Here is a 20839-nt window from a genome sequence, read left to right on the forward strand (position 1 = left end):
CCGGTCCCGGCTCACGGCCGGCAGGAGTCGCCCCGCAGATCCTCCAGAGTGGTGGCCGAGCCCGGCAGCTCGGAGCGCGCGGGCGCTTCGAGGCCGTCCAGGAACAGCTGCAGGTGACGGTGGACGAAACGGTCCATGGTGAGGCAGGCCGTGCCGGGCAGCGGGCGGGTGAGCTGGGAGACGGCGATCATCAGGTCGCCGACGCCGACGTCGGTGCGGAGCCTGCCCGCCTGCTGCGCGCGGTCGACGAGGCCCTGTACGGCCTCCTCCAGCCGCTCGCGTTCGGCGCGCAGTTCGGGATGGTCCTTGTCGAAGGCGCCGTCGAGCATCGGGCACAGGGCTCCGATGCGCTCGTCGGCCGCGGCGTGGACGAAGCGGCGCAGCGCCGCGAAGGTGTCGTCCTCCTCGGCTGCCCCCTCCGCCAGGTCCGTGGTGCGGGCCATGACGGAGACGACGACCTCCTGCACGAGGTCGGCGCGCTCGGGGAAGTTGCGGTAGAGCGTGGCGTTGCCGACTCCGGCGCGGCGCGCGATCTCGTCGAACGGGACCTGGGGTCCGAACTCGACGAACATCTCGCGGGCCGCCGTCACGATCCGCTCGCGGTTGCGCAGGGCGTCGGCCCGCGGCCGGGGTGCGCGGCGGGCGGGCGCGGTGTCGGCGGTGCTGGTCACGCCACGGCTCCTTCAGGTCGTCTCGGGTGCTCCGGGGAGCGTTCTGCGGTGCGCCGCGACGTTCGCGGCCTCCGAGGCGATCCGTGCCATGCACGGTGTCGCGCGATCCGGGGACTATGTCCCCGCTTCTCTCGGACACAGGCGTAAACGGGGAGCGAGTCCCCGGTTGTTCCTTCCGTCGATGTGACCTGGGTCACCCATGCGGCTCGCGCCTCGACACCCCCTGATCGGGCCAACCCCGCGCGCGCCCCCGCACCTCCCGACACAGGCTGATCGGAGCGCGGAGACGCAGATCGGTCCGCAGATCAGTCCGCAGATCAGAAGGGCGCCGCATGGAGAAGACCCCCCGGCGGATACGCAGACCCGTGGCCCTGGCCACGGCGTCCGCCCTCGCGCTCGCCGCCCTGGTCTCCGCCAGCACGACCCTCCCGGGTCCCGCTCCGGCCTCGGCCGGCCCGGTGGCCGCCGGGCCCGGCGAGGCACCACTGGGTCCGTGCCGGATCGCGACGACGCTGGGCGTGCAGATGTCGGAGGGACTGCCCACCGCCCCGGGGTACGCCCGCTCCACGGGCCGCATCCGCGCCCTCAACCTGATGATCGACTTCCCGGACGCGCCCGGCGACGGCGCGGCGCTCGCACGCTACGAGGAGTTCTTCCCGCAGACCGCCGAGTGGTTCCGCACCAGCTCCTACGGGCGGCTGCACTACTCCCCCGAGGCCCCGATACCCGACTGGCTGCGGATGCCCCGGCCGTTCTCCTCGTACGGGATAGAGCGCGGCTCCCCCTACGAGCCGGGCTACCGCGGGCTCGTCGAGGACGTCGTGAAGTCGGCCGACCCGCTGGTGGACTTCAGCGGGTACGACCTGGTCAACATCCTGGTCACGCCGAACGCCGGCCCCTCGGCCCTCGACACCGTGCTGTCCGTGACCTTCTCCGGCAACGACGACGCCCCGTACGCCGACGGCGTCCCGCTCGCCAACACGTCCTTCGTCTACAGCCGGCAGGACGACGGATCGGGGTCGTACTCCGAGACCGGCTACCGGGTGCTGCCGCACGAGAACGGCCATGTCTTCGGCCTGCCCGACCTCTACACCATGGACGGCGGCGGGACCGTCGGGCACTGGGACATCATGTCCGAGGACTGGGGGGCCAACAACGACTTCCTGGGCTGGCACAAGTGGAAGCTGGGCTGGCTCGACAACGACCAGGTCGGCTGCGCGTCCGGCAGCGGCACCAGCGAGCACATCCTGACGCCGCTCGCCACGGCCGGCGGCCCGAAGCTGGCCTTCGTCCCGCTCGGCGAGCGCTCGGGGTACGCGGTCGAGGTCCGCACCCGGGACGGCAACGACGAGGCCGTCTGCGAGCCCGGCGTCCTGATCTACCGCGTGGAGTCGGACGTGGACACCGGCCACGGCCCGGTGACGGTGGCCGACAGCGACAAGGACAGCGGCGGCTGCACGCGCCGCCCCAACGTCCACGCGGAGCTCTCGGACGCCCCGTTCCGCCCGGGCGAGACCTTCACGGACCGGGCCAACGGCATCCGGATCTCGGTCCTGGAGGAGGACGAGAACGGAGCGTTCCGCGTCCGGATCACCCGGTCGTGAGGACGCCGCATGAAGCGCCCTGCGGGGCGGGCACTGCCGCGGGCACCGGGCCCGTCGGGGGCGTCAGGCGGGCGGCGACGGCCGGCCCGCCGGCGCCCGGTCCCCGGCTGGCCGGCCTCCCGGCCTCCCGAGCGGGCGCCCGGCGGGGTCAGCCCGCCGTGAGCTCCGCCCTCAGCTCCCGCTTGAGGATCTTGCCGGTGGGATTGCGGGGCAGCTCGGCGTCCCGCACGACGACCCGGGCCGGCACCTTGAAGGCGGCGAGTCTCCCGCCCACGTGCGCGCGCAGCCCGTCCGCGGTCACCGTGGCCCCCGTCCGCAGCCGCACCACGGCGGCCACCTCCTCGCCGAGGACCGGGTGCGGGATGCCGAGCACGGCCGCGTCGGCGACGTCGGGATGCGCGTGCAGGGCCGCCTCGACCTCGACGCAGTACACGTTCTCGCCGCCGCGGATCACCATGTCCTTGAGCCGGTCGACGACGGTGACCCGCCCGTCGTGGACCCGGGCGAGATCACCTGTGCGGAACCAGCCGTCCTCCGTGAAGGCCTCCCGGGTGGCCGCCTCGTCGCCCCAGTAGCCGCGGATCAGGGCCTGCCCGCGCAGCAGCAGCTCGCCGACGCCGTCGGCGTCCGGACGGTCGACGCGGACCTCGGTCGCGGGCGTGGGACGGCCCACCGACCCGGGCCACCGGCGGTACTCGGCGCCGAAGTTGGCGAGGACGCCGCCGCAGGTCTCGGTCAGCCCGTAGCCGTTGCGGGGCTCGATGCGCTCCCCGTAGCGGGCGGTGAGCCGGGCGACGATCTCGGCCGGCGCGGCCGCCCCACCGGTGTTGAACATGACGAGCGTGCTCAGCGGGTCGCCGGTGCGCTCGGCGAGGTCGAGCAGCTGGAGCGCGGTGGTCGGCACGCCCGCGTAGTGGGTGACGCCGTGCTCGCGGATCAGCTCCAGCGCCCGGGCCGCGTCCCATTTGCGCATGAGGACGAGGGAGCCGCCGGCGGCCATGACCGAGTAGAACGACGTGAAGGCGGCGACGTGGAAGAAGGGGAAGGTCGTCAGCGAGACGGGGGCGGCGCCCTGCCCGGGGATCGTGCCGCGGCCGAGGGCGGAGGCGGCGGCGTAGTAGCGCGGGTTCATCGCCGCCCCGGCCTGCGCGAGGTGGGTGGCGACGGCCCCCTTGGGGCGGCCGGTGGTGCCGGAGGTGTACATGAGCGTGGCGTCGTGCTCGGGCAGCACGTCGACGAAGGGCGGGCCGAGGAGGGAGTCGGTGTCCCGCACGTACGCCCGGAAGCCGTCGACGGCCTCCCCGCCGGCGGCCCCGTCACCTCCCTGGCCTCCCTGGCCTCCCTGGCCTCCCTGGCCTCCCTGGAAGACGATGCCGGGCACCCGGTGCGCGCGGGCCCAGCCCCGGACCCGGCCGACCCGCTCGGCGTCGACCAGCAGGACGCGGGGCCGGCAGTCGTCGAGGACGTACGCGAACTCCTCCGCGGTCCACCAGGCGTTGAGCGGCACGGCGACGAGTCCGGCGAGCTGGGCGGCCCAGAAGGCGATCTGCCACTCGGGGTGGTTGCGCATGGCGACGACGGCCCGGTCGCCGGGCCGCAGACCGTAGGTGTCGACGAGGAGCCGGGCGAGCCCGCAGGCCGCGTCGAAGAACTCCCGGTAGCCGAGGACCCCGTCCTCGGAGTACAGGAACGGCCGGTCGCCGTAGGCCCAGGTGGCCTCCACGAACTCGCGGAGGGTCCGCGGCCCGTCCACGTACACACCGTCCTCGACGGCGAACGGCGCTCCCGGCGCGGACAGCCGGGCGGCCACCGCCGCGGCGGCCGCGGTCACGGCGTCCTCGCCCGGCGCGGTCTCGGCTCCCGTGGCCGTTCCCCGGCCGGGGGACGGCACGGCCGCGGCGGCCGCGGTCACCGGCTCCGGCGTACTCGCCGGCAGCGGCTCCCCCGCCGTCTCCGGTACGTGCCCTGCCGCTTCCGCGGCGGACGGCTCGGTGTGCGACGCGACCACGATCGTCGTTCCCTTCCCAGCGCCTGCTCGGTCCCGGCGGGCGTGACACCCGCCCTCCCGGACCATCGATTCCGGACTGCACACATAATGCGCGAGTGAGCGACCTTCCCGTCCCCCTGGCCCTGGAGCAGATACCTCCGGGCACCCGCGCCTGGCAGGCGGCAGACGCCGAACGCTGGCGCGCCGCCGGACCCGGGCGCTGGGCAGATCCCCTGTGGCCCTTCCTCGCCCTGCTGGCGACGGCCGTCTGGTCCATCGCGGAGGCCCCCTACCCCGTCTGCACCACCGCCATCCCCTGCACCACGGACTGGCCGGGTGTGTCCCTGGCCACGATCGAGGTGCTCACGCTGGTACTGCTGCGCCGCCACCCGGCGCTCGCGCTGCCCGGCCTGGTGGTGTCCGTCGGCGGGCTGCTCCTCGATGACGCCCCGGACGGTTCGCCGGGCCTGCTGGCCGCGTCGAGCGTGGCGCTGCTGCTGGCGGCCCTCTACGCCGCCGCCACCCTGATCCACCGCCTGGTCTGCGTGAGGCAGCAGCAGCTGGTGGCCCTGGAGGCCGCCGACGGGGCACGCGCCCCGCTGCCCGGACCGGCCGGGACGTTCCGTCGCGGCCGGGGCTCCTTCGCCCTGGCCTCCCTGCTGCTCGCGGTGTCGGTCTTCGCCGTCTGGCAGGGAGAACGGGACGCGTCCGCGTTCGACGAGCGGGTATCACGGGCGACGCCCGCGACCGCCCGCGTCGTGGAGAGCGACGACGAGGGCGGCACGCTGACCGTCCGCTCGGAGGCGCTCGGCACGCACACGGTCGAGGTGCTCTTCCCCGAGGCCCACCCCGTCGGCTCGCACCTGGACCTCCTCGTCGACGGTGACTGGATCCGGCCGGCCGCCGAGCCCTACGACACCTTCGGCTGGGAACTGCTCCTGCTGGTGTCCTCCGTGCCCGGTCTGGCCTTCCTCGTCAACGGCCTGGTGGCCCGCCGCCGCGCCGCGCGGCTGCGCGCCGAGCCGGCGCCGGTCCTGCGGGTGCTGCTCGCCTCCCGGCCGAACGACGCCCGGACGTGGCTGCACGCCGCGGACGACAGGGCCGCCGAACGACCGCTGCTCTCCTTCCACACGCGGTACGTCTTCGAGGAGGATCACCCGGAGGACGACTTCGACCCCGACGACCTCGCGGAGGACGAGGACGACGACTTCGACGAGGCGGGCGAGGCGCCGCGGCTGCGCGAGGCGGTGCTCTACGGCAGCCCGCACGCCGGCGCGGAGCTGGTGCTCGTCTCGGCCCTGGAGGAGGACGGGCCCCTGACGGAGTGCACCGTCTCCCCCGCCCGTCCGGCACCGCTCCTGCGACCCGAGACGACCTCGCGGCGACGCCCCACGGCGGACGTCGTGGCGGCGCTCCCCCTCTCCCGGGAGCCCCTCGTGTGGTCGGCGGACACCGGCGCGCGGATCAAGGGGCTCGGCTTCCTCCTGATGGGGGTGTTCGTCCTCGCGAGCGCGTGGGGCGACGGCTTCTCCTGGCGCTGGATCGTCGCCGGCCTCGCCCTCCCCTGGCACCTCTCCGCGGCCGCCACCACCCTGAACTGGCGCGTCGTCGCGGACGACAAGGGCCTCTGGCTGTGCGGCGCCTGGCGCGTCCGGCACGTCCCGTGGGACGCGGTCAAGGCGGTCTCGCACGTCGACGACGGCATCCGGGTCGGCATCCCGGACAACGAGCTGCGGCTGTCCCCCACCGGCTGGTCCTGGCTCGCCCGCCGCCTGGGCCGCCGCTCCACGGCCCTGGACGCGGCGGAGTCCCTCCGTGTCCTCGTCCACCACCCCGAGCTCCGCCCCCGGACCTCGGCCGGCCACCACGGACTGCCCCTGGGCCCGTACCTCGCCGCCGCCGCCGTCCTCTGGGCCGGCGCCCAGGTGTTCCTCCGCTGACGCGCCGGGGGCGCCGGCCTCCTCGCGCGGAGCCCGCCCGTACGGAGCCCGCCCCCGGACGTGCTCCGCGACGGGGAGGAAGCGGCCCGGCACCGGATCGGGAACCCGTCCCCGACGGCACGGTGCGTAATCCGGTGTGCCACCTGTCGGACACCCGTGCGATCATGCGGCGAACTCCGCGACGAAGATCGCGACGACACCGCTCCTGGGGGGCCGGGAATGCCAAGACCGCCGGTTGCTGCGCCGAGATCCGCGCCGTACACCGCTCTGCTCGCCGCGCTCACGCTGGTGCTGTCCCTGCTGCTTCCGATCCTGCCGGTCGGACCGGCCGGAACGGCACACGCGGAGGACCTGCCCGCCCTCGCCGACTGCGTGACCGTGCCGGTGAACGACTACGGCACCGCACCGACGGCCACGACGTCGGCCGAGACCTGCAAGGCCTTCACCGCGGCCACCACCGGCCCGTACGACGTGTTCGGCGTCGCGCCGGTGGAGGGACGCCGCGCCCGCCTGGCCGTGTACGACGCTGCCGGCGTCGCCGTCTGCGCCGCCGAGGGCGCCTGCCGACTGACGGCAGGCGACACCTACCGCGTGATCACCGATCAGCCGACGCTGATCCTCGACCGTTCGTCGACGCGGGGCTGCTCCCCGATGGCACCCGGTCGCCACACGGGTGCCCTCGAGGCACCCGGTGCGATCGACTGCCTGACGCTGTCGCTGCCCGCGAAAGCCCACGTGGAAGCCCTCACGCCACTCAAGTCGCCGCACACGGTGGAGGTCGTGGACGGAACGGGCACGAAGATCTGCGCGGCGGGCGGGCTGGCCGCCCACACCTGCGAGCTGACCGGTCCCGCCCCGCACCGCGCGCTCGTCTCCACCACCGACGTCGAGGCGCCGACCGGCACCTACCACCTCGCGCTGCATCGCACGGACGTGCCCGACGAGTGCCAGGCCGTCCCTGCGGGCGACTTCACGTCGTCGACCCCCAAGGCGACCGTCGCCCTGGCGGCCGACGTCTTCTCGTACTGCTTCACGATTCCGGCGGACGACCACACCGCCCACGAGTTCGTCCGGCCCGAGGCCCTCGACGGTACGTGGATCAACACGGGGGGCGCCACGGGCGAGCCCACCCGATGGTCCCAGGCCGAGCACACGGTCCTGGACGCGGAGGGCGTGCGTGTCTGCGACACCGACTGCGCCCTCGCGCCGGGCACCGCCTACACCGTGCTCGTCCGTACCACCCTCCGGGACAAGTTCTCCCTCGTACGCCGCGACGTGACCGGCACCGCCCAGGGCTGCCCGGCGCAGTCCGCCGTCCCGGCGGGCGGTTCCTCGAAGAGCGGACCGCTCGGCATCTCGGGCACCGTCTCCTGCCTCCAGGTGACCACCGACGACGCCGCGGACGTGGTGTACCTCGACTCCACGGCACAGACGACCGTGCACGACGGGGCGGGGCGATCGACCCGGTGCGCCGGGCGTTGCACCGTCACCGGCGCGACGCGCTACCAGGTGGTCACGACCGCCTCGTACCGCCCGGCACCCACGTACCGGCTGGACGCGATGCGCATCGCCACACCGGCGGGCCCGGCTCCGCAGTGCGCGAGGGTGCTGAACCTCCGCGACGGCTACGGACCGAGGACGGGGACGCTGGACGACCAGCACGTCGCCGACTGCGTTTCGCTGCCCACCGCCTCGAACGACGACCTCTGGGTGTGGGTCAGGGACCCCGAGGGAACGGCGTACACGGCCGTCGCCTCGCTGTGGGACGCGGAGCTGAACAACACCTGCCGCCCGGAGCGGGGCGGCTCACGCTGCACCCTCGGCGCCGGCTCCGCCACGGCGGCGCCCTCCCCGAGCATCCTGGTGCTGGGACGGAGCGCCACCCTGACCTCCTACCGTGCCGAGGTCGAGTGCAACGCGGACACCACACGTCTCTGCGGCGGGGTGCCGATATCCGTCTCCTCCGTCTCCCCGACGTCCGCCCCGCGCGGCTCGCTCGCGACGCTCACCGTGCACGGCAGCGCTCTGAGCATCAAGGACACGGTGCGGCTGACCAAGGACGGGACGACCCTGACGGCCAAGCCGGTCGCGGTCTCTCCCGACGGCCGGTCCCTGACCGTGACCGTGGGCCTGAGCGTCGCCACCCCCGGTGACTGGAGCGTGCGCGTCATCGCCTTCGGCAAGGTGTATCCCGTCGGCACGTTCACCGTGACGCCCGCCGTCTCGGGCCTCGGCAGCTACGTGCCGCTCACCCCGACCCGTGTGATGGACACGCGCTACGGCATCAACGTGCACCGGGCCAAGGTCGGCCCGGGTGAGACCGTCTCACTGCTCGTCACCCAGGGCTACGTACCGAACGGCGTCAGCGCGGTCGTGCTGAACGTCACGGCGACCGGCCCGAGCACCGCCGGCTTCGTCTCCGTGTATCCGGACGGCACGCCCCGGACATCGGCCTCCAACCTCAACTTCAAGGCGGGGCAGACCATCCCCAACCTGGTGGTCGTGCCGGTGATCAACGGCTACGTGAACTTCTACAACAAGGCGGGCTCCGTCGACCTCGTCGCCGACGTGGCCGGCTACTACGTCACCGACGGTTCGGGAGCCACTTTCAGGCCCACGGCACCGACCCGGCTGATGGACACCCGGGACGGAACGGGCGTGGCCAAGGCGAAGGTCGGGGCGCAGGGGTCGGTCACCCTGAAGGTGACGGGCACCGGCGGGATTCCCGCCACCGACGTCAAGGCGGTCGTGCTCAACGTCACGGCGACGTCGCCCACCGCGGCGGGCTTCGTCTCGGTCCATCCCGGCGACCAGAGCCGCACGTCGGCGTCGAACCTGAACTTCGTCGCCGGCCAGACGATCCCGAACCTCGTCGTCGTCCCCGTCGGGAAGGACGGTGACGTGACCTTCTACAACCACGCCGGATCGGTGGACCTGATCGCCGACCTGGCCGGTTACTTCACGATGGACGCGACGGGGTCCGGGTACCGGCCGCTGGCTCCGACCCGGTTGATGGACACGCGGGACGGGACCGGCGTGGCCAAGGCGAAGGTCGGGGCTCAGCAGACGGTCACCCTCGACGTCGCCGGCAGGTCCGGCATCCCGGCCACCGGGGTCACGGCGGTGATCATGAACGTGACCGCCGTCGCGCCGACCGCGGGCAGCTTCGTCTCCGTGTTCCCCGACGGAGTCGCACGCTCCTCCGCGTCGAACCTGAACTTCACCGCCGGGACGACCATCCCCAACCTGGTCGTCGTACCCGTCGTGAACGGGAAGGTGAACTTCTACAACCACGCCGGGTCCGTGGACCTGCTCGCGGACGTCGCCGGGTACTACACCTCGTAGCGCCGGTACGGAAGCCGCGGCCGCCATCCGGCGGCACGGTGCGAGCTCGGCGTCGCCACCATCCGCTCCGGTGGTGATCACCCCAGCAGATCACCACACACGTCCGCTAGGCTGTCCCCGGTACCTCTCCTGGCTTTCCCACAGGAGGGGCCGGGGACACGCATGACGGCCCCGCCCCACCTGAGGCCGGGGACCGGGTACCACCGACGTGTAGTGATCTTGGGTGGAGAATCCTCGCCGGAACCTCCGCACGGATTTCCACACACCCCGCCTTCGTAGCTCAGGGGATAGAGCACCGCTCTCCTAAAGCGGGTGTCGCAGGTTCGAATCCTGCCGGGGGCACAGGAAGAAGGGCCGGTTCAGGGGCATGTCCCCCTGCCGGCCCTTCGTCGTGGGCGTCCCCAGCATCCACCGCCCGGCGTCCTCGGACCGCGCTCCCCGCGCCCGCGCCGGCATGCAAGGATGCGCACCGTACAGGTGATGATCTTGCAGGGGGGCTTCCACACCTATGACCGTTCGTTCCGCCCGCAGACCGGGCCGCGGCTCGTCGAAGGTTGCGCGGCCCGGCGGCGAAGAGTTCTCGACATGTCGCTGACTCGCCGCACCGTCCTGACCGCCGCGGCGGCCGCGGCCGCCGCTCCGGCCATCGCCCCCGTGGGCACCGCACAGGCAACCGGCCCCGGGGTCCCCCTCGCGGCCGAGCCCGTCGCCGAAAGCCTGCCGGCCGCCGGCCTGGCCGCGGGGCACAGGTTCGACCTGCGCGCCGAGCCCGTCGATCTGTTCGGCAAGGAGGTCCGGCTCACCCAGGGAAGGGTGCACCAGCAGGTCGCCTTCGATCCGGTGACCGGCCTGGCCTACGTGACCCAGGTCATCAGTGACGGCCGCCAACTCGCCGACGAGCCCGCTCCGGTACCCGGCGCCGAGCGCGACCGCCGGGGCGATCTCTGCGTCAACGAGGTCGCTCCCGACGGCACCGTCCGCGCCGTCATGTACCTGAGGCGCGTCGGCCACGGCGGCGGACTCGGCGTCGAGCACGTCGACGGCCGTCCCTGGCTCTGGCTGGAGACCGACGCGGACCCCGTCACCAGCGGCTTCGCGCACGGCAAGCGCATCGGCCGGGTCGCGTTCACTCCCGACGCCGTCGTCGACGCGGGGAGCGGCCCGATCGAGGTGTTCGACCCCGTCCCGGAGCACTCCGCCGTCACCCCGTCCCTGGATGTCGTTCACGGCCGGATCGGGGTACGTACCGGGACGTCCGGTGCCGGGGAGTACCGCGTCTACGACCTGGACGCCTTCAAGCGCCGCGTCTTCACCCCGCTGTACACGTTCCCGGCCATGTACCGCACCCAGTCCTGGTGTCTGTACGGGGACCTCGTCCTGCAGAACGAGGGCGCCGCCTACGGCGCCGACAACCCGCGGCCCGGCAATTCCTGGTGGAACGTCTACGACGTCACCACCGGCCTGATGATCGAGCGGCGCTTCAACGCCACCGCTCTCGACCTCTCCCACCGCGAGACCGAATCACTCACCGTCCGCCAGACGCCCGACGGGCCACAGCTCGTTTTCGGCTTCGCCACCCAAGAACCAGGACCGCGCCGCATGGCTCTCTACGGCATCACCAGCACCACCGACGGCACCGGCGACCACGTGCCGTGGACCAACCTGGACTACGACTCCACCCTCTACACCCCCAACTCGGGCAACTACGTCCCCCAGTACCGCCAGCTCGGCAACCGCATCGACCTGCACCTCCGGCTGTCCCGCGCCGACGGCACCCCGTGGACCAACGGCGAGAAGATCCTGACCCTCCCGCCGCACATCCGCCCCAACCGCACCCAGGGCATGGTCGGTCAGGTCAGCGGCTCCGGCGTCTCCGACTCCCTCACCGTCCGCTGGGAGGTCCTCACCGACGGCTCGCTGGTCCTGTTCGACCAGCGCGGACTCACCAGCTGGATCGGGCTCGACGCCGGATTCTTCACCAGCTGAACGCTTCCACGGTGGGGGCGAGGGGCCCGTCTTCCCCTCGTTGCGTGTGCCGGTCAGCGGTCGAGGAAGGAAGAGCACCGGTACGGGCCGACCGGTGCGGCGTCGGATCGGAGGGTGACCTGGACGTCGTCCGGCCGGACCTCGGGGTGGAGGGCGGACTGGGCGTGGGCCAGGCTGCACACCAGTTGCCCTGTGAGCAGTCGGTTGTGGGCGGCGAGGAGCGCGCCCGGCATGGTCAGCGTGACGCGGTCGCCGTCGCCGACCGCGTCGTACGTGCCGGGTGGCTCGACCAGATTGACGAGTCCGCTGCTCTGCTCCGACGCGTTCGGGCCCGCGGTCAGCAGCTTGACCGCGGAGTTCAGTTCCTTCAGCTCGACGAGGCGCGGGACTCCCCGCAGACCGCTGTCGGTCGCGAAGTAGATCCGCAGGCCGGTCCTCAGCCCGGACGCGGGCTCACCCGCGTCGACCACCCCCGTCGGCCGGACGCCGCAGCCCGCGATCGCGGTCATGAGCAGCGCGACCCCGGCCACTCTCCGTGCGGGAGTCACCGCGTCGCCTCCTTCGCCGGCCCGCGCGGCAGCCGGAGGGTGAAGACGGCGCCGCCGTCCGGCCGGTTGGCCGCCTCGATGAAGCCGTCGTGCAGACGGGCGTTCTCCTGGGCGATGGCCGTGCCCAGGCCACTGCCCTCGGACCGCGTCCGGGCGGTGTCGGATTTGTGGAAGCGGTCGAAGACGCGTGGCAGGGACTCGGGGGGAATGCCGGGTCCCCGGTCCGAGACCTCGACGACGATCTCGTCCTCGGTCGCTCGGAGCACCAGGTCGACGGGCGGCGCGCCGTGCCGCAGGGCGTTGCCGACGAGGTTCGCCACGACGACGTCGATGCGGCGGCGGTCGACCGGGGCCCGCACTCCCTCGGCGAGGTCCGTGCGTATCCCGTCCGTCCAGCCGCGCCGGGCGAGCGTCGCGCGGAGGGCCTCCCCGAGGTCGGTCTCGGTGAGGTTGAGCCGGGCCGCCTTGGCGTCGAAGCGGGAGATCTCGATGAGGTCCTGGACGAGCCGGGTGAGCTGCGCGGTCTCGGCGCTGACGGCACGCGCGGCCGTGGCCGAGTCCGGCGGCATGTGGTCGGCGTCCTCGTCCAGCACCGTCGCCATCATGGTCATGGCGGCCAGCGGAGTGCGCAGTTCGTGCGAGACGTCGGCGACGAAGCGGCGGGCCCGCTCCTCCTGCGTACGCAGCTCGGCGACGGATGCCTGCAGGCTGTCGGCGGTGTGGTTGAAGCTCTCGGCGAGTTCGGCGAGTTCGTCCCGCCCCTTGACCGGGACCCGGGTGGAGAGGTCGCCTGCGGCCAGCTGCCGGGTGGCCCTGCCCAGATCCCGCACCGGACGCAGCACGGTACGGGCGGCCAGCAGGGCCAGGACCGCGGCCAGGAGCACGACGGGGACCAGCCCCGCCCGCACGGTTTCCAGCAGTCCGGCGATGTCCTCCTCTTCCTGCCTGAGCGAGGCCACGGTGAAGACGTCGAGTTCGGACGGACGCCCGTCATCGAAGGCGACGGTCGTACCGACCACCAGGAAGGGGTCGCCGCGCCACTCCACGCGCTGGAAGCTCATCCGGCCCTGGCTGCGGACTCTGGAGCGCAGCTCGGGTGTGATCCGTGTCCGGTCGGCGAGTGTGTCGGAGACGGCCTCGAGATCCCGGTAGCGGGCCACCACGAGGGCCCCGCCGCTCCGGGTGGCGCTGATGCGTCGGGAGACGTCCTCCGCGAAACGGGTGAGCGTGGTCCGGTCGGGTGGCGTGTTCAGGTCGGCGGAGACCTCGCCGACCCGGTTGCGGAAGTCCGTCTGGATCGCGTCCTGGGCCCGTTGGAGCACCGCGTTGCGGGCCACGCGGTAGGCGAGGGTCGTCGCTGTGACGGCGCTGATCAGGGCGACGAGAGCGAAGGTGACGACGAGCCGGGTGCGCAGGCCGCGGGCACGCCGCAGGCGGCTCACAGGATGCTCACAGCGGGCCGAACCGGTAGCCGAAGCCGCGTACGGTCTGGACGTACCGGGGCCGGGCGGGGGTGTCCTCGATCTTGGTGCGGAGCCGGCGGACGGCGGCGTCCACCAGCCGGGAGTCGCCCAGGTAGTCGTGGTCCCACACCTTCTCGAGGAGCTGTTCGCGGCTGAAGACTCTGCCGGGGGCGGCGGACAGCTCCAGGAGCAGCCGCAGCTCCATCGGCGGCAGGGCGATCGGCGTGCCGCGCTTGGCGACCGTCAGAGCGGCCCGGTCGACGACGAGCCCGGCGTGCTCCTCTCCGGGACCGGGGGAACCGGGCGCCGGCTCCGCCCGTCGCAGCGCTGCCCTGATCCGGGCTTCGAGCACTCTGGCCGTGACCGGCTTGACCACGTAGTCGTCGGCGCCCGCTTCGAGACCGGAGACGATGTCGTGGTCGTCACCGCGCGCGGTGAGCATGATCAACGGCATGGTGCTGCGGGCCCGGATGCGGCGGCAGACCTCGAAGCCGTCGATCCCGGGCAGCATGAGGTCGAGGACCGCGAGCTCGACCGAGGCTCCGTCGGGCCCGTCCAGCAGGGCGAGGGCCTCCTCGCCGGTGGCGGCCGCGGCCACCTCGTATTTGTGCCGGCGCAGCACGAGTTCCATCCCGTCGCGTACGGACGGGTCGTCCTCGATGAGAAGCACGTGCGGCATGCCGTCCAGTATGAGCATCGCAGGGAGCCCGCCCGGCCCCCGCCCGATAACGAATGCGCAGTCCGCGCGCATCGTTACGCGCTCATCATGTGCCCATCAATAGCTCATCATGTGGGTCGGCGAATTTTCCGGCATGAACCTTCCGCGCGATTCCCGCGCCTTTTCCCGGCTGCTGTCGGCGGCGCTCATGGCCGTCCCCGTCCTCGCTCTCACCAGTGCCTGCGGTGGCGACGACGGCCGGGGCGAGACCGAGGCCATCGCCTCCGTCCCGGGCACCCCCTCCGTGACCGGCCCCTCCGGCTCCGCCTCTCCTCGGCGTTCGGGGACCGGGGACAAGGGCGCCTTCTACGACGCGCAGCTGACGTACGTCCAGTGCATGCGCGGCAAGGGCGGCGTCAAGGAATTCCCCGACCCGAAGCTGAGCGGTCACCTCGACTGGACCGCGATCGACGAACTCGCGCAGAAGTCCGGAACCCATCCGGTGAAAGGAGGCGGCAAGGAACACGACGTCTGCGGCAGCGAAAGGACCGCGGCGATGATGCTCGAGCCGAAGCGCGACGCCCAGAAGGACTACGAGTCGATGCTGGCGCACGCCAAATGCATGCGGGACAACGGCGTCTCCGCATTCACCAACCCCACCATGTCCGGCGGCAACGTGATGCCCGGCGGTGACCCCAGTCCGGCCTCGCCCCGGATCGACGTCCGCTCACCGGCCTACAAGCAGGCCCGGCAGGCGTGCGAGGACCGACTGCTCGACGGACTGGAGGGCAGGCAGTGACGCGCCGCACGAGGCTCTTCGCCGTGGCAGGGGTGGCCGCCGCCACCGTGGCTGCCGGGGCCGTGGTCCTCGGCGGCGGCCACGAAGCGGGCCCGCGCGCCACGGAGGACAGGCTGCCGCCCGCCACCGCCACCATCACGCGGACCGATCTGGTGGTCAGCAAGACGGTCGACGGCAGGCTCGACTTCGCGCAGCGCCGTGCCGTCAAATCCGCGGTCGAGGGGACGGTCACCCGGGCCGCCGTGGAGGGCCGGACCGTCGCGGCGGGGCAGCGCCTCTACGAGCGGGACGCACGTCCCGTGGTCCTGATGTACGGGCCGACCCCCGTGTACCGCGCGATGAAGACGGGCGACCGCGGCCCCGACGTGCTCCAGCTGGAGCTCAACCTGCGCGACCTCGGCTTCGGCGCGGGCCTGTACGTCGACACCCGCTACGACGCCGGCACCGCGGCCGCCGTCAAGCGATGGCAGAGGTCGCTCGGCATCGAGAATCCGAACGGCGAGGTCGGCCACGGGGACGTCGTCTTCCAGCCCGCCAAGGTCAGGGTGGTCTCGGCGGACGCCGCCCTCGCCGACCGGATCGGTCCCGACGCGCCCGTGCTCACGGTGGCCTCCCTGAAACCGGTCGTCCGTGCCCAGCTCGACCAGAGCGACGCCGTACTGACCTCCAGCGGCACCAAGGTCGACGTCACCCTGCCCAGTGGGCGCAAGGCCACCGGGAAGGTGTCGGGGACCGTCAGGCCCGACACGTCGGGCGACCCCGCCGCCCAGGGCGGTCAGGACGGCATCACGGTGGAGATCGCCCTCGACGGCGCCGGCTCGCCGGCCGCGTCCGAGGACCCCAAGGCCACCGTGAGCGTCACCTTCGTCAGCGAGCGCCGCGAAGGAGTGCTGGCCGTGCCGGTCGAGGCGGTTCTCGCCCTGCGCGGCGAGAACGGCGGCTACGGCCTGCAGATCGTGCAGGGCCGCTCGACCCGGATGGTCCGCGTCGAGACCGGCATGACCACCGGCGGCCGTATCGAGGTCAGCGGCGCCGGCATCACCGCGGGCATGAAGGTCGGTGTGCCCACCGAATGACGATCATCGAACTGCACCAGGCCACCAAGTCGTACCCCGGTGGTGTCCACGCCCTGCGCGACGTGGACCTCAGAGTCGACGAGGGCGAACTCCTGGCGATCGTCGGCCCGTCCGGCTCGGGGAAGTCGACGCTGCTCAACCTGATCGGCACGCTCGACAGGCCCACATCCGGATCGGTCAAAGTGGCCGGGTACGAGGTGAGTTCACTCTCCGACAGTCATCTGTCGGCGCTGCGGGCCCGCCATGTCGGATTCGTCTTCCAGCACTTCCACCTGGCCGCGGGCCGGACCGCGGTGGACAACGTCTCGGACGGTCTGCTCTACGCGGGGGTGCCCTTCAAGCAGCGGCGCGCGCGGGCACGTGCCGCGCTGGAGCGGGTCCGTCTCGGCCACCGGCTCGACCATCGTCCCGGCCAGCTCTCCGGCGGCGAGAAGCAGCGGGTCGCCATCGCCCGCGCCCTGGTCGGCGAACCCCTTCTGCTGCTCGCCGACGAGCCCACCGGCGCCCTGGACACCGCGTCCGGCGAGATCGTCATGGAGCTCTTCCACGAGCTCAACGAGGCCGGCACCACGGTCTGTGTGATCACCCACGACAACGAGATCGCCGCGTCCCTGCCCCGGCGCGTCCGCTTCAGGGACGGCTCGGTGGAGTCCGACTCTCGTACGGCGGAGGTGCGGTCGTGAACAGCCCCGGAGACGGTGCCCTGTCCCCGGCGCCGGGTTCGACGAGCGAACCGAAGCAGCTGTCCGTGCCGCGGCCGGCCCGCCTGGCTCCCGCCGACGTCCTGCGCCTGGGCGCCGTCGGTCTGCGGGCCCGGCGCGCCCGCATCGTGCTCTCCGCCCTCGGCATCGCGATCGGCATCGCCACCATGGTCGCGGTCGTCGGCATCTCCACCTCCAGCCGCTCCGACCTGATGGCGCAGCTCGACCGACTCGGTACGAATCTGCTGACCGCCGAGGCCGGCGAGGACGCCATGGGACAGGCCGTGAAACTCCCCAAGAACGCGGTCGCCATGGTGGAACGCATCGGCCCGGTACAGCACGCCACCGCCACCGCCGAGGTCGATGCCCGCATCCGCCGAAGTGACGTGGTCCCGGAGGAACGGACGGCGGGCGTCACGGCCCAGGCGGCCCGTCCGGACCTCCTGACCGCCCTCAACGCCCGGGTGCACAGGGGCGTCTGGCTCGACGGCGCCAGGGAGCGGCTGCCGGTGACCGTGCTCGGCTCCGTGGCCGCCGAGCGCCTGGGCGTCACCCGGCCCGGCGAGAAGATCATGGTGAACGACGTGGACACCGTGGTCATCGGAATCCTCGAACCCGTCGAACTCGTCCCCAACCTCGACCGGGTCGCCCTGGTCGGCCTCCCCGCGGCGGAGACGTACCTGGGCTTCGACGGCCACCCCACGACCGTGTTCGAGCGCTCCTCGGACGCCTCGGTCGAGGACGTCCGTGCGGTGCTCGCCCGCACCGTCCACCCCGGCAACGAAGGCTCGGTCAAGGTCTCCCGGCCCTCCGACGCGCTGGCCGCGAAGTCCGCCACCGACAAGGGGCTCACCACCCTGATGCTCGGGCTCGGCGCGATCGCGCTGCTCGTGGGCAGCGTCGGTGTCGCCAACACCATGGTCGTCTCGGTGCTGGAACGCCGACAGGAGATCGGCCTGCGCCGCGCGCTCGGCGCCACCAGGCGGGCCGTCCGGCTGCAGTTCCTCACCGAGTCGCTGCTGCTGTCGGCCCTCGGCGGCGCGGCGGGCGCGCTGCTCGGCGCGACGGCGACCTTCGCCTTCGCCCGGGTACAGGGCTGGACGGCGGTCGTACCGCTGTGGTCACTCGGCGGCGGCCTTGCCGCGACACTCGTCACGGGCGTCGCCGCCGGCCTCTATCCGGCGATTCGCGCGGCGCGCCTGCACCCCACGGTCGTGCTCAACGCCACCTGATCCCTGGGCCCTTCCCCTACCGCCGGCACGTCAGGCGCATCTGGCCCGCCGCGTGGTGGGCGTACTCGAGCGACGAACTGCCCCAGTCCTGGCCGCGGTCGAGGAGCCGGACGCTGAAGACCGTGGTGCGCAGGGTGTAGTTGCCGGCCCGGAGCAGCTCCCCGTGGTGCGTGGTCTGGTCGAGGGTGAAGGCGGCGTACGGCGTGCCGTGGTCGAGGAGTTGGTAGACCGAGGGGTCGCCGGCCGCGTCCACCGGCCGGGGCGGGTACGGGATGTGGACCGAGAGTTCGCAGCTCGTGTAGCCCGGGCTGACGTGCCAGGTCCAGGTGGCGGAGTTGTCGGCGTCCTCCGTCGGGCTGCCCGACATCGGCATCGCCGAGAAGCGGCCGTCGCAGCCCCCGCCCCGGTAGCCGCCTCTGGTGACGGTGTACCAGCCCTCGAAGCCGTCGGAGTAGCGACCCGTCTCGTGGTAGTCGCCGCCCGTGCAGCCCGGTCCCGCCCACACGGTGTAGGAGGGCGGGCCGGAGGTGCGCGACGGGTCCCGCGACGGATGGGTGGGCGCCGGGGCGCCGGACGCGGGCGGCGAGGTCCGGYCGGGAGCCGAGYTGCCGGGGGTCCCGGACGGCTCGCCGGGGAACTCGGTGGGGCCGATCCGGGTCGGCAGCGTCCGTTCAGGCGGCTCACCCGCCGCCGGGGGCGGCGCCTCGCCGCCGCTCAGGGTCACCACGGCCACCAGGCAGCCCGCGCCCACGGCGAGCACCGCGAGCACGATCCACGCACGACTTCCCCGGGACGGGGGCTCGGGGGTCGCGCCGCCACACCGGGGGCACACCATGCCCGGCAACGGACCCCGGTGCCCGCCGACGCATTCTTCGCACGCCATAGCGGGACACCTTACGGCCGTTTCCGCCGCGGGGAACCGGCTCTCAGCGAAGTTCCTCCGGGCACGCCGTGCCGCGCGGAAAGATCTTGTACGGTGCGGCGAGCCGGTAGACGCCCGCCTTCGGGGCCACCAGCTCCGTCCATTCGTCGCCGTCCACGTCGGCTTCGGTCTTCAGCAGGCAGCCCTCGGCGTTGCGGAAGACCTTCGGCAGTTCGGTCGCCGACGCCTCGCGGGCCGTCTTCGACGCCTCCGTCTCCTGCGGCGGTTCGATCTTGCCGCCGTCCGCGTCGAGCAGCGCCAGCCAGGGCGAGTACGGGACGCGGATCAGCACCCGGCCCGGGGCGTCGACACGGATGACGACCTGGTCGGCGCCCGCCCGCTCGACCTCGGCGGGGGGCGCGGCGAGCGGCGTCGGGTCGGTGACCCGGTAGAGCCGCCAGTTGGCGTCGGACCAGACCTGCTCCAGGTACGGCAGTCCGTCCGCGACGAGTTCGGCCTCCCGCTCGGCGCCCGAGTCGGGAGCCCCGGTGGGGAGCACCACGTAGTGCACGGCCCAGCGGTCGAGCCAGTCCTGGTAGTTCGCGGCGTTGAGGGTGTCGTCGTAGAAGAGCGGGTTGCGCTCCATGTCCGCCTGCCGGTTCCAGCCGCGGGCGAGGTTGATGTACGGGGTGAGGGCGGAGGACTCGCGGTGGCTCGAGGCGGGGACGACCTCGACGCGTGCCTTCTCGGCCCCGCGCACCTGGAGCTGGTTGATCAGCGGTGCGACCTCACGGGCCCAGGAGGCGTCGGGGGCGGTGCGGATGACGTCGTCGACGCCCTTGAAGCCGATCCAGATGTTCAGGCCGGCGAAGGCGAGCAGGACCGCGTACCACTTGCGCGAGCGCGGCACCGTGTACGGCAGGGCGGCCAGCAGCACCACGCCGGCGAAGAGCATCACGAGCCGCGAGACGTTGGAGCCGATCTGCGAGTCGACGGCCCAGGTCAGCAGGGTGCCCACGGAGTAGACGGCGGCTCCGGTGCGGACGGTCCGCCAGTCGCGCGGGACCAGCAGGAAGACCAGGACGCCGAAGAGGAACGGCAGCGACGTCGAGGCCCAGGACATCGGCTGCGTACCGGAGAAGGGGAACAGCCAGGAGGAGACGGCGACGACGAGCACCGGGGCCAGCCCGAGGGCGTAGGCGCCGGGGCGCCGCCGGTTCAGGAAGAGCGCCGCCGCCGCGACGCCGAGGAAGAGTCCGGCGACCGGGCTGCAGGCGGTGGCGATGCCGGCGAGCGGCGCGGCGACGGCGGCCTTGGCCCAGCGTCTGTGGCGCCACCGGTGCGGCCAGCAGAAGACGGCGGCGACGGCGCCGAGCGCGAACATCATGCCGAGCCCGAAGGTCACCCGCCCCGACAGCGCGTTGCACAGGAAGGCGAAGACACCGGCGAGCGAGCAGGCCAGCGGATTGCGCACGGCCCGGACCCGGACCAGGATCAGCGCTGTCAGACCGGCCGAGACCGTGCCGGCGATCATCATCGTCGTCCGCACCCCGAGGACGGACATGAGGTACGGGGAGACCACGCTGTACGAGACCGGGTGCATCCCGCCGTACCAGGCGAGGTTGTACGCGGAGTCCGGATGACGCCCGACGAACTCGGCCCACGCGTCCTGGGCGGCGAGGTCGCCGCCACTGTTCGCGAACAGGAAGAACCAGAGGACGTGCGTGAGGGCGGCGACCCCGGTGGCGATCATCACCGGGTAGCGGCGCCGGCGTCGTGCGGGGCGCGCCGGGCGGTCGGCCGGGGGCTGCCCGACGGCGGGACGGGGGGCCGGGAGATCTATTCGCGCCGGTACCCGGGTACGCGGATGCGCGGCGGCCTCGTCGGCGCGTGTCGGCTCGGCGGTGGTCACTGCGGCCCTCTCCCGTGCTCCTCGTCCCCGGAACGCTAACAGGTGCCGGGCGCGC

Annotated in this window: 15 protein-coding genes and 1 tRNA gene; 9 read left to right on the forward strand and 7 right to left on the reverse strand. The window is 72.9% G+C overall.

The features are described from left to right. Window positions 1-11: 11 nt before the first annotated feature. Window positions 12-671 carry a TetR/AcrR family transcriptional regulator gene (locus EAO71_RS16360; RefSeq protein WP_147978398.1) on the reverse strand — a complete coding sequence of 220 codons (660 nt, stop codon included), beginning with the start codon at window positions 669-671 and terminating at the stop codon, window positions 12-14. Window positions 672-1003: 332 nt separating this feature from the next. Here EAO71_RS16360 and EAO71_RS16365 point away from each other — a divergent pair, with 332 nt between their 5' ends. Next, window positions 1004-2275 carry a M6 family metalloprotease domain-containing protein gene (locus EAO71_RS16365; RefSeq protein WP_147978399.1) on the forward strand — a complete coding sequence of 424 codons (1272 nt, stop codon included), beginning with the start codon at window positions 1004-1006 and terminating at the stop codon, window positions 2273-2275. Between the two features lie 148 nt (window positions 2276-2423). Here EAO71_RS16365 and EAO71_RS16370 read toward each other — a convergent pair whose 3' ends face one another. Then, entirely contained in the window at window positions 2424-4106 is a 1683-nt protein-coding gene (locus tag EAO71_RS16370; RefSeq protein WP_261992243.1) for a class I adenylate-forming enzyme family protein, read from the reverse strand. A gap of 272 nt (window positions 4107-4378) precedes the next feature. On the opposite strand from EAO71_RS16370, the gene EAO71_RS37725 reads away from it, so the two are divergent. The 4 genes from EAO71_RS37725 to EAO71_RS16390 all read left to right on the forward strand — a co-directional run bounded on the left by EAO71_RS37725 (window position 4379) and on the right by EAO71_RS16390 (window position 11533). Beyond that, window positions 4379-6202, forward strand: coding sequence for a hypothetical protein (locus EAO71_RS37725; RefSeq protein WP_187282686.1), 1824 nt, complete (start codon window positions 4379-4381; stop codon window positions 6200-6202). Window positions 6203-6421: 219 nt separating this feature from the next. Beyond that, window positions 6422-9547, forward strand: coding sequence for a hypothetical protein (locus tag EAO71_RS38850; protein ID WP_147978400.1), 3126 nt, complete (start codon window positions 6422-6424; stop codon window positions 9545-9547). A 269-nt stretch (window positions 9548-9816) separates the two neighbouring features. After that, window positions 9817-9889 (forward strand) — tRNA-Arg (locus tag EAO71_RS16385). 138 nt (window positions 9890-10027) lie between these two features. Further along, window positions 10028-11533 carry a signaling protein gene (locus tag EAO71_RS16390; protein ID WP_261992158.1) on the forward strand — a complete coding sequence of 502 codons (1506 nt, stop codon included), beginning with the start codon at window positions 10028-10030 and terminating at the stop codon, window positions 11531-11533. 53 nt (window positions 11534-11586) lie between these two features. On the opposite strand, the gene EAO71_RS16395 is transcribed toward EAO71_RS16390, so the two are convergent. From EAO71_RS16395 to EAO71_RS16405, 3 genes are read right to left on the reverse strand one after another with little or no spacing between them, the layout of a single operon-like run. Beyond that, window positions 11587-12081, reverse strand: a complete 495-nt coding sequence (locus EAO71_RS16395) for a hypothetical protein (protein ID WP_261992159.1) — start codon at window positions 12079-12081, stop codon at window positions 11587-11589. Beyond that, on the reverse strand, window positions 12078-13523 hold the full coding sequence (locus EAO71_RS16400) for an ATP-binding protein (RefSeq protein WP_261992160.1): 1446 nt from the start codon (window positions 13521-13523) through the stop codon (window positions 12078-12080). Before EAO71_RS16400 ends, EAO71_RS16395 begins: the two co-directional genes overlap by 4 nt. 7 nt (window positions 13524-13530) lie before the next feature. Then, the gene (locus EAO71_RS16405) at window positions 13531-14223 is read right to left on the reverse strand and encodes a response regulator transcription factor (protein ID WP_147978402.1); all 693 of its coding nucleotides are present in this window, start codon (window positions 14221-14223) and stop codon (window positions 13531-13533) included. A 133-nt stretch (window positions 14224-14356) separates the two neighbouring features. On the opposite strand from EAO71_RS16405, the gene EAO71_RS16410 reads away from it, so the two are divergent. Genes EAO71_RS16410 through EAO71_RS16425 form a run of 4 tightly spaced genes read left to right on the forward strand, consistent with a single transcriptional unit; the run spans window position 14357 to window position 18010 of the window. Further along, window positions 14357-15001, forward strand: a complete 645-nt coding sequence (locus EAO71_RS16410; protein WP_147978403.1) for a hypothetical protein — start codon at window positions 14357-14359, stop codon at window positions 14999-15001. After that, a complete protein-coding gene (locus tag EAO71_RS16415; RefSeq protein ID WP_261992161.1) occupies window positions 14998-16077 on the forward strand; it encodes a peptidoglycan-binding protein in 1080 nt (359 codons plus the stop codon). The genes EAO71_RS16410 and EAO71_RS16415 overlap by 4 nt, the downstream gene beginning before the upstream one ends. After that, on the forward strand, window positions 16074-16760 hold the full coding sequence (locus tag EAO71_RS16420) for an ABC transporter ATP-binding protein (protein ID WP_147978404.1): 687 nt from the start codon (window positions 16074-16076) through the stop codon (window positions 16758-16760). The genes EAO71_RS16415 and EAO71_RS16420 overlap by 4 nt, the downstream gene beginning before the upstream one ends. Before the next feature lie 59 nt (window positions 16761-16819). After that, window positions 16820-18010: an ABC transporter permease gene (locus EAO71_RS16425; protein ID WP_147979343.1), complete on the forward strand. Its 1191-nt coding sequence runs from the start codon at window positions 16820-16822 to the stop codon at window positions 18008-18010. 16 nt (window positions 18011-18026) lie between these two features. On the opposite strand, the gene EAO71_RS16430 is transcribed toward EAO71_RS16425, so the two are convergent. Both EAO71_RS16430 and EAO71_RS16435 read right to left on the reverse strand, forming a co-directional pair. Beyond that, window positions 18027-18770 carry an adhesin gene (locus EAO71_RS16430; RefSeq protein WP_261992162.1) on the reverse strand — a complete coding sequence of 248 codons (744 nt, stop codon included), beginning with the start codon at window positions 18768-18770 and terminating at the stop codon, window positions 18027-18029. Between the two features lie 166 nt (window positions 18771-18936). Continuing rightward, complete coding sequence (locus EAO71_RS16435; protein ID WP_147978406.1) at window positions 18937-20784, reverse strand: MFS transporter; 1848 nt, start codon at window positions 20782-20784, stop codon at window positions 18937-18939. Window positions 20785-20839: the final 55 nt, after the last annotated feature.

The organism is Streptomyces sp. MS191 (assembly GCF_008042125.1).
Taxonomy (GTDB): domain Bacteria; phylum Actinomycetota; class Actinomycetes; order Streptomycetales; family Streptomycetaceae; genus Streptomyces.

Bases quoted from the DNA above. Each gene is read 5' to 3' on its own strand.
- EAO71_RS16365 (WP_147978399.1), top strand. From the start codon at position 1,004: ATGGAGAAGACCCCCCGGCGGATACGCAGACCCGTGGCCCTGGCCACG.
- EAO71_RS38850 (WP_147978400.1), top strand. From the start codon at position 6,422: ATGCCAAGACCGCCGGTTGCTGCGCCGAGATCCGCGCCGTACACCGCT.
- EAO71_RS16390 (WP_261992158.1), top strand. From the start codon at position 10,028: ATGATCTTGCAGGGGGGCTTCCACACCTATGACCGTTCGTTCCGCCCG.
- EAO71_RS16405 (WP_147978402.1), bottom strand. From the start codon at position 14,223: ATGCCGCACGTGCTTCTCATCGAGGACGACCCGTCCGTACGCGACGGG.
- EAO71_RS16410 (WP_147978403.1), top strand. From the start codon at position 14,357: ATGAACCTTCCGCGCGATTCCCGCGCCTTTTCCCGGCTGCTGTCGGCG.
- EAO71_RS16420 (WP_147978404.1), top strand. From the start codon at position 16,074: ATGACGATCATCGAACTGCACCAGGCCACCAAGTCGTACCCCGGTGGT.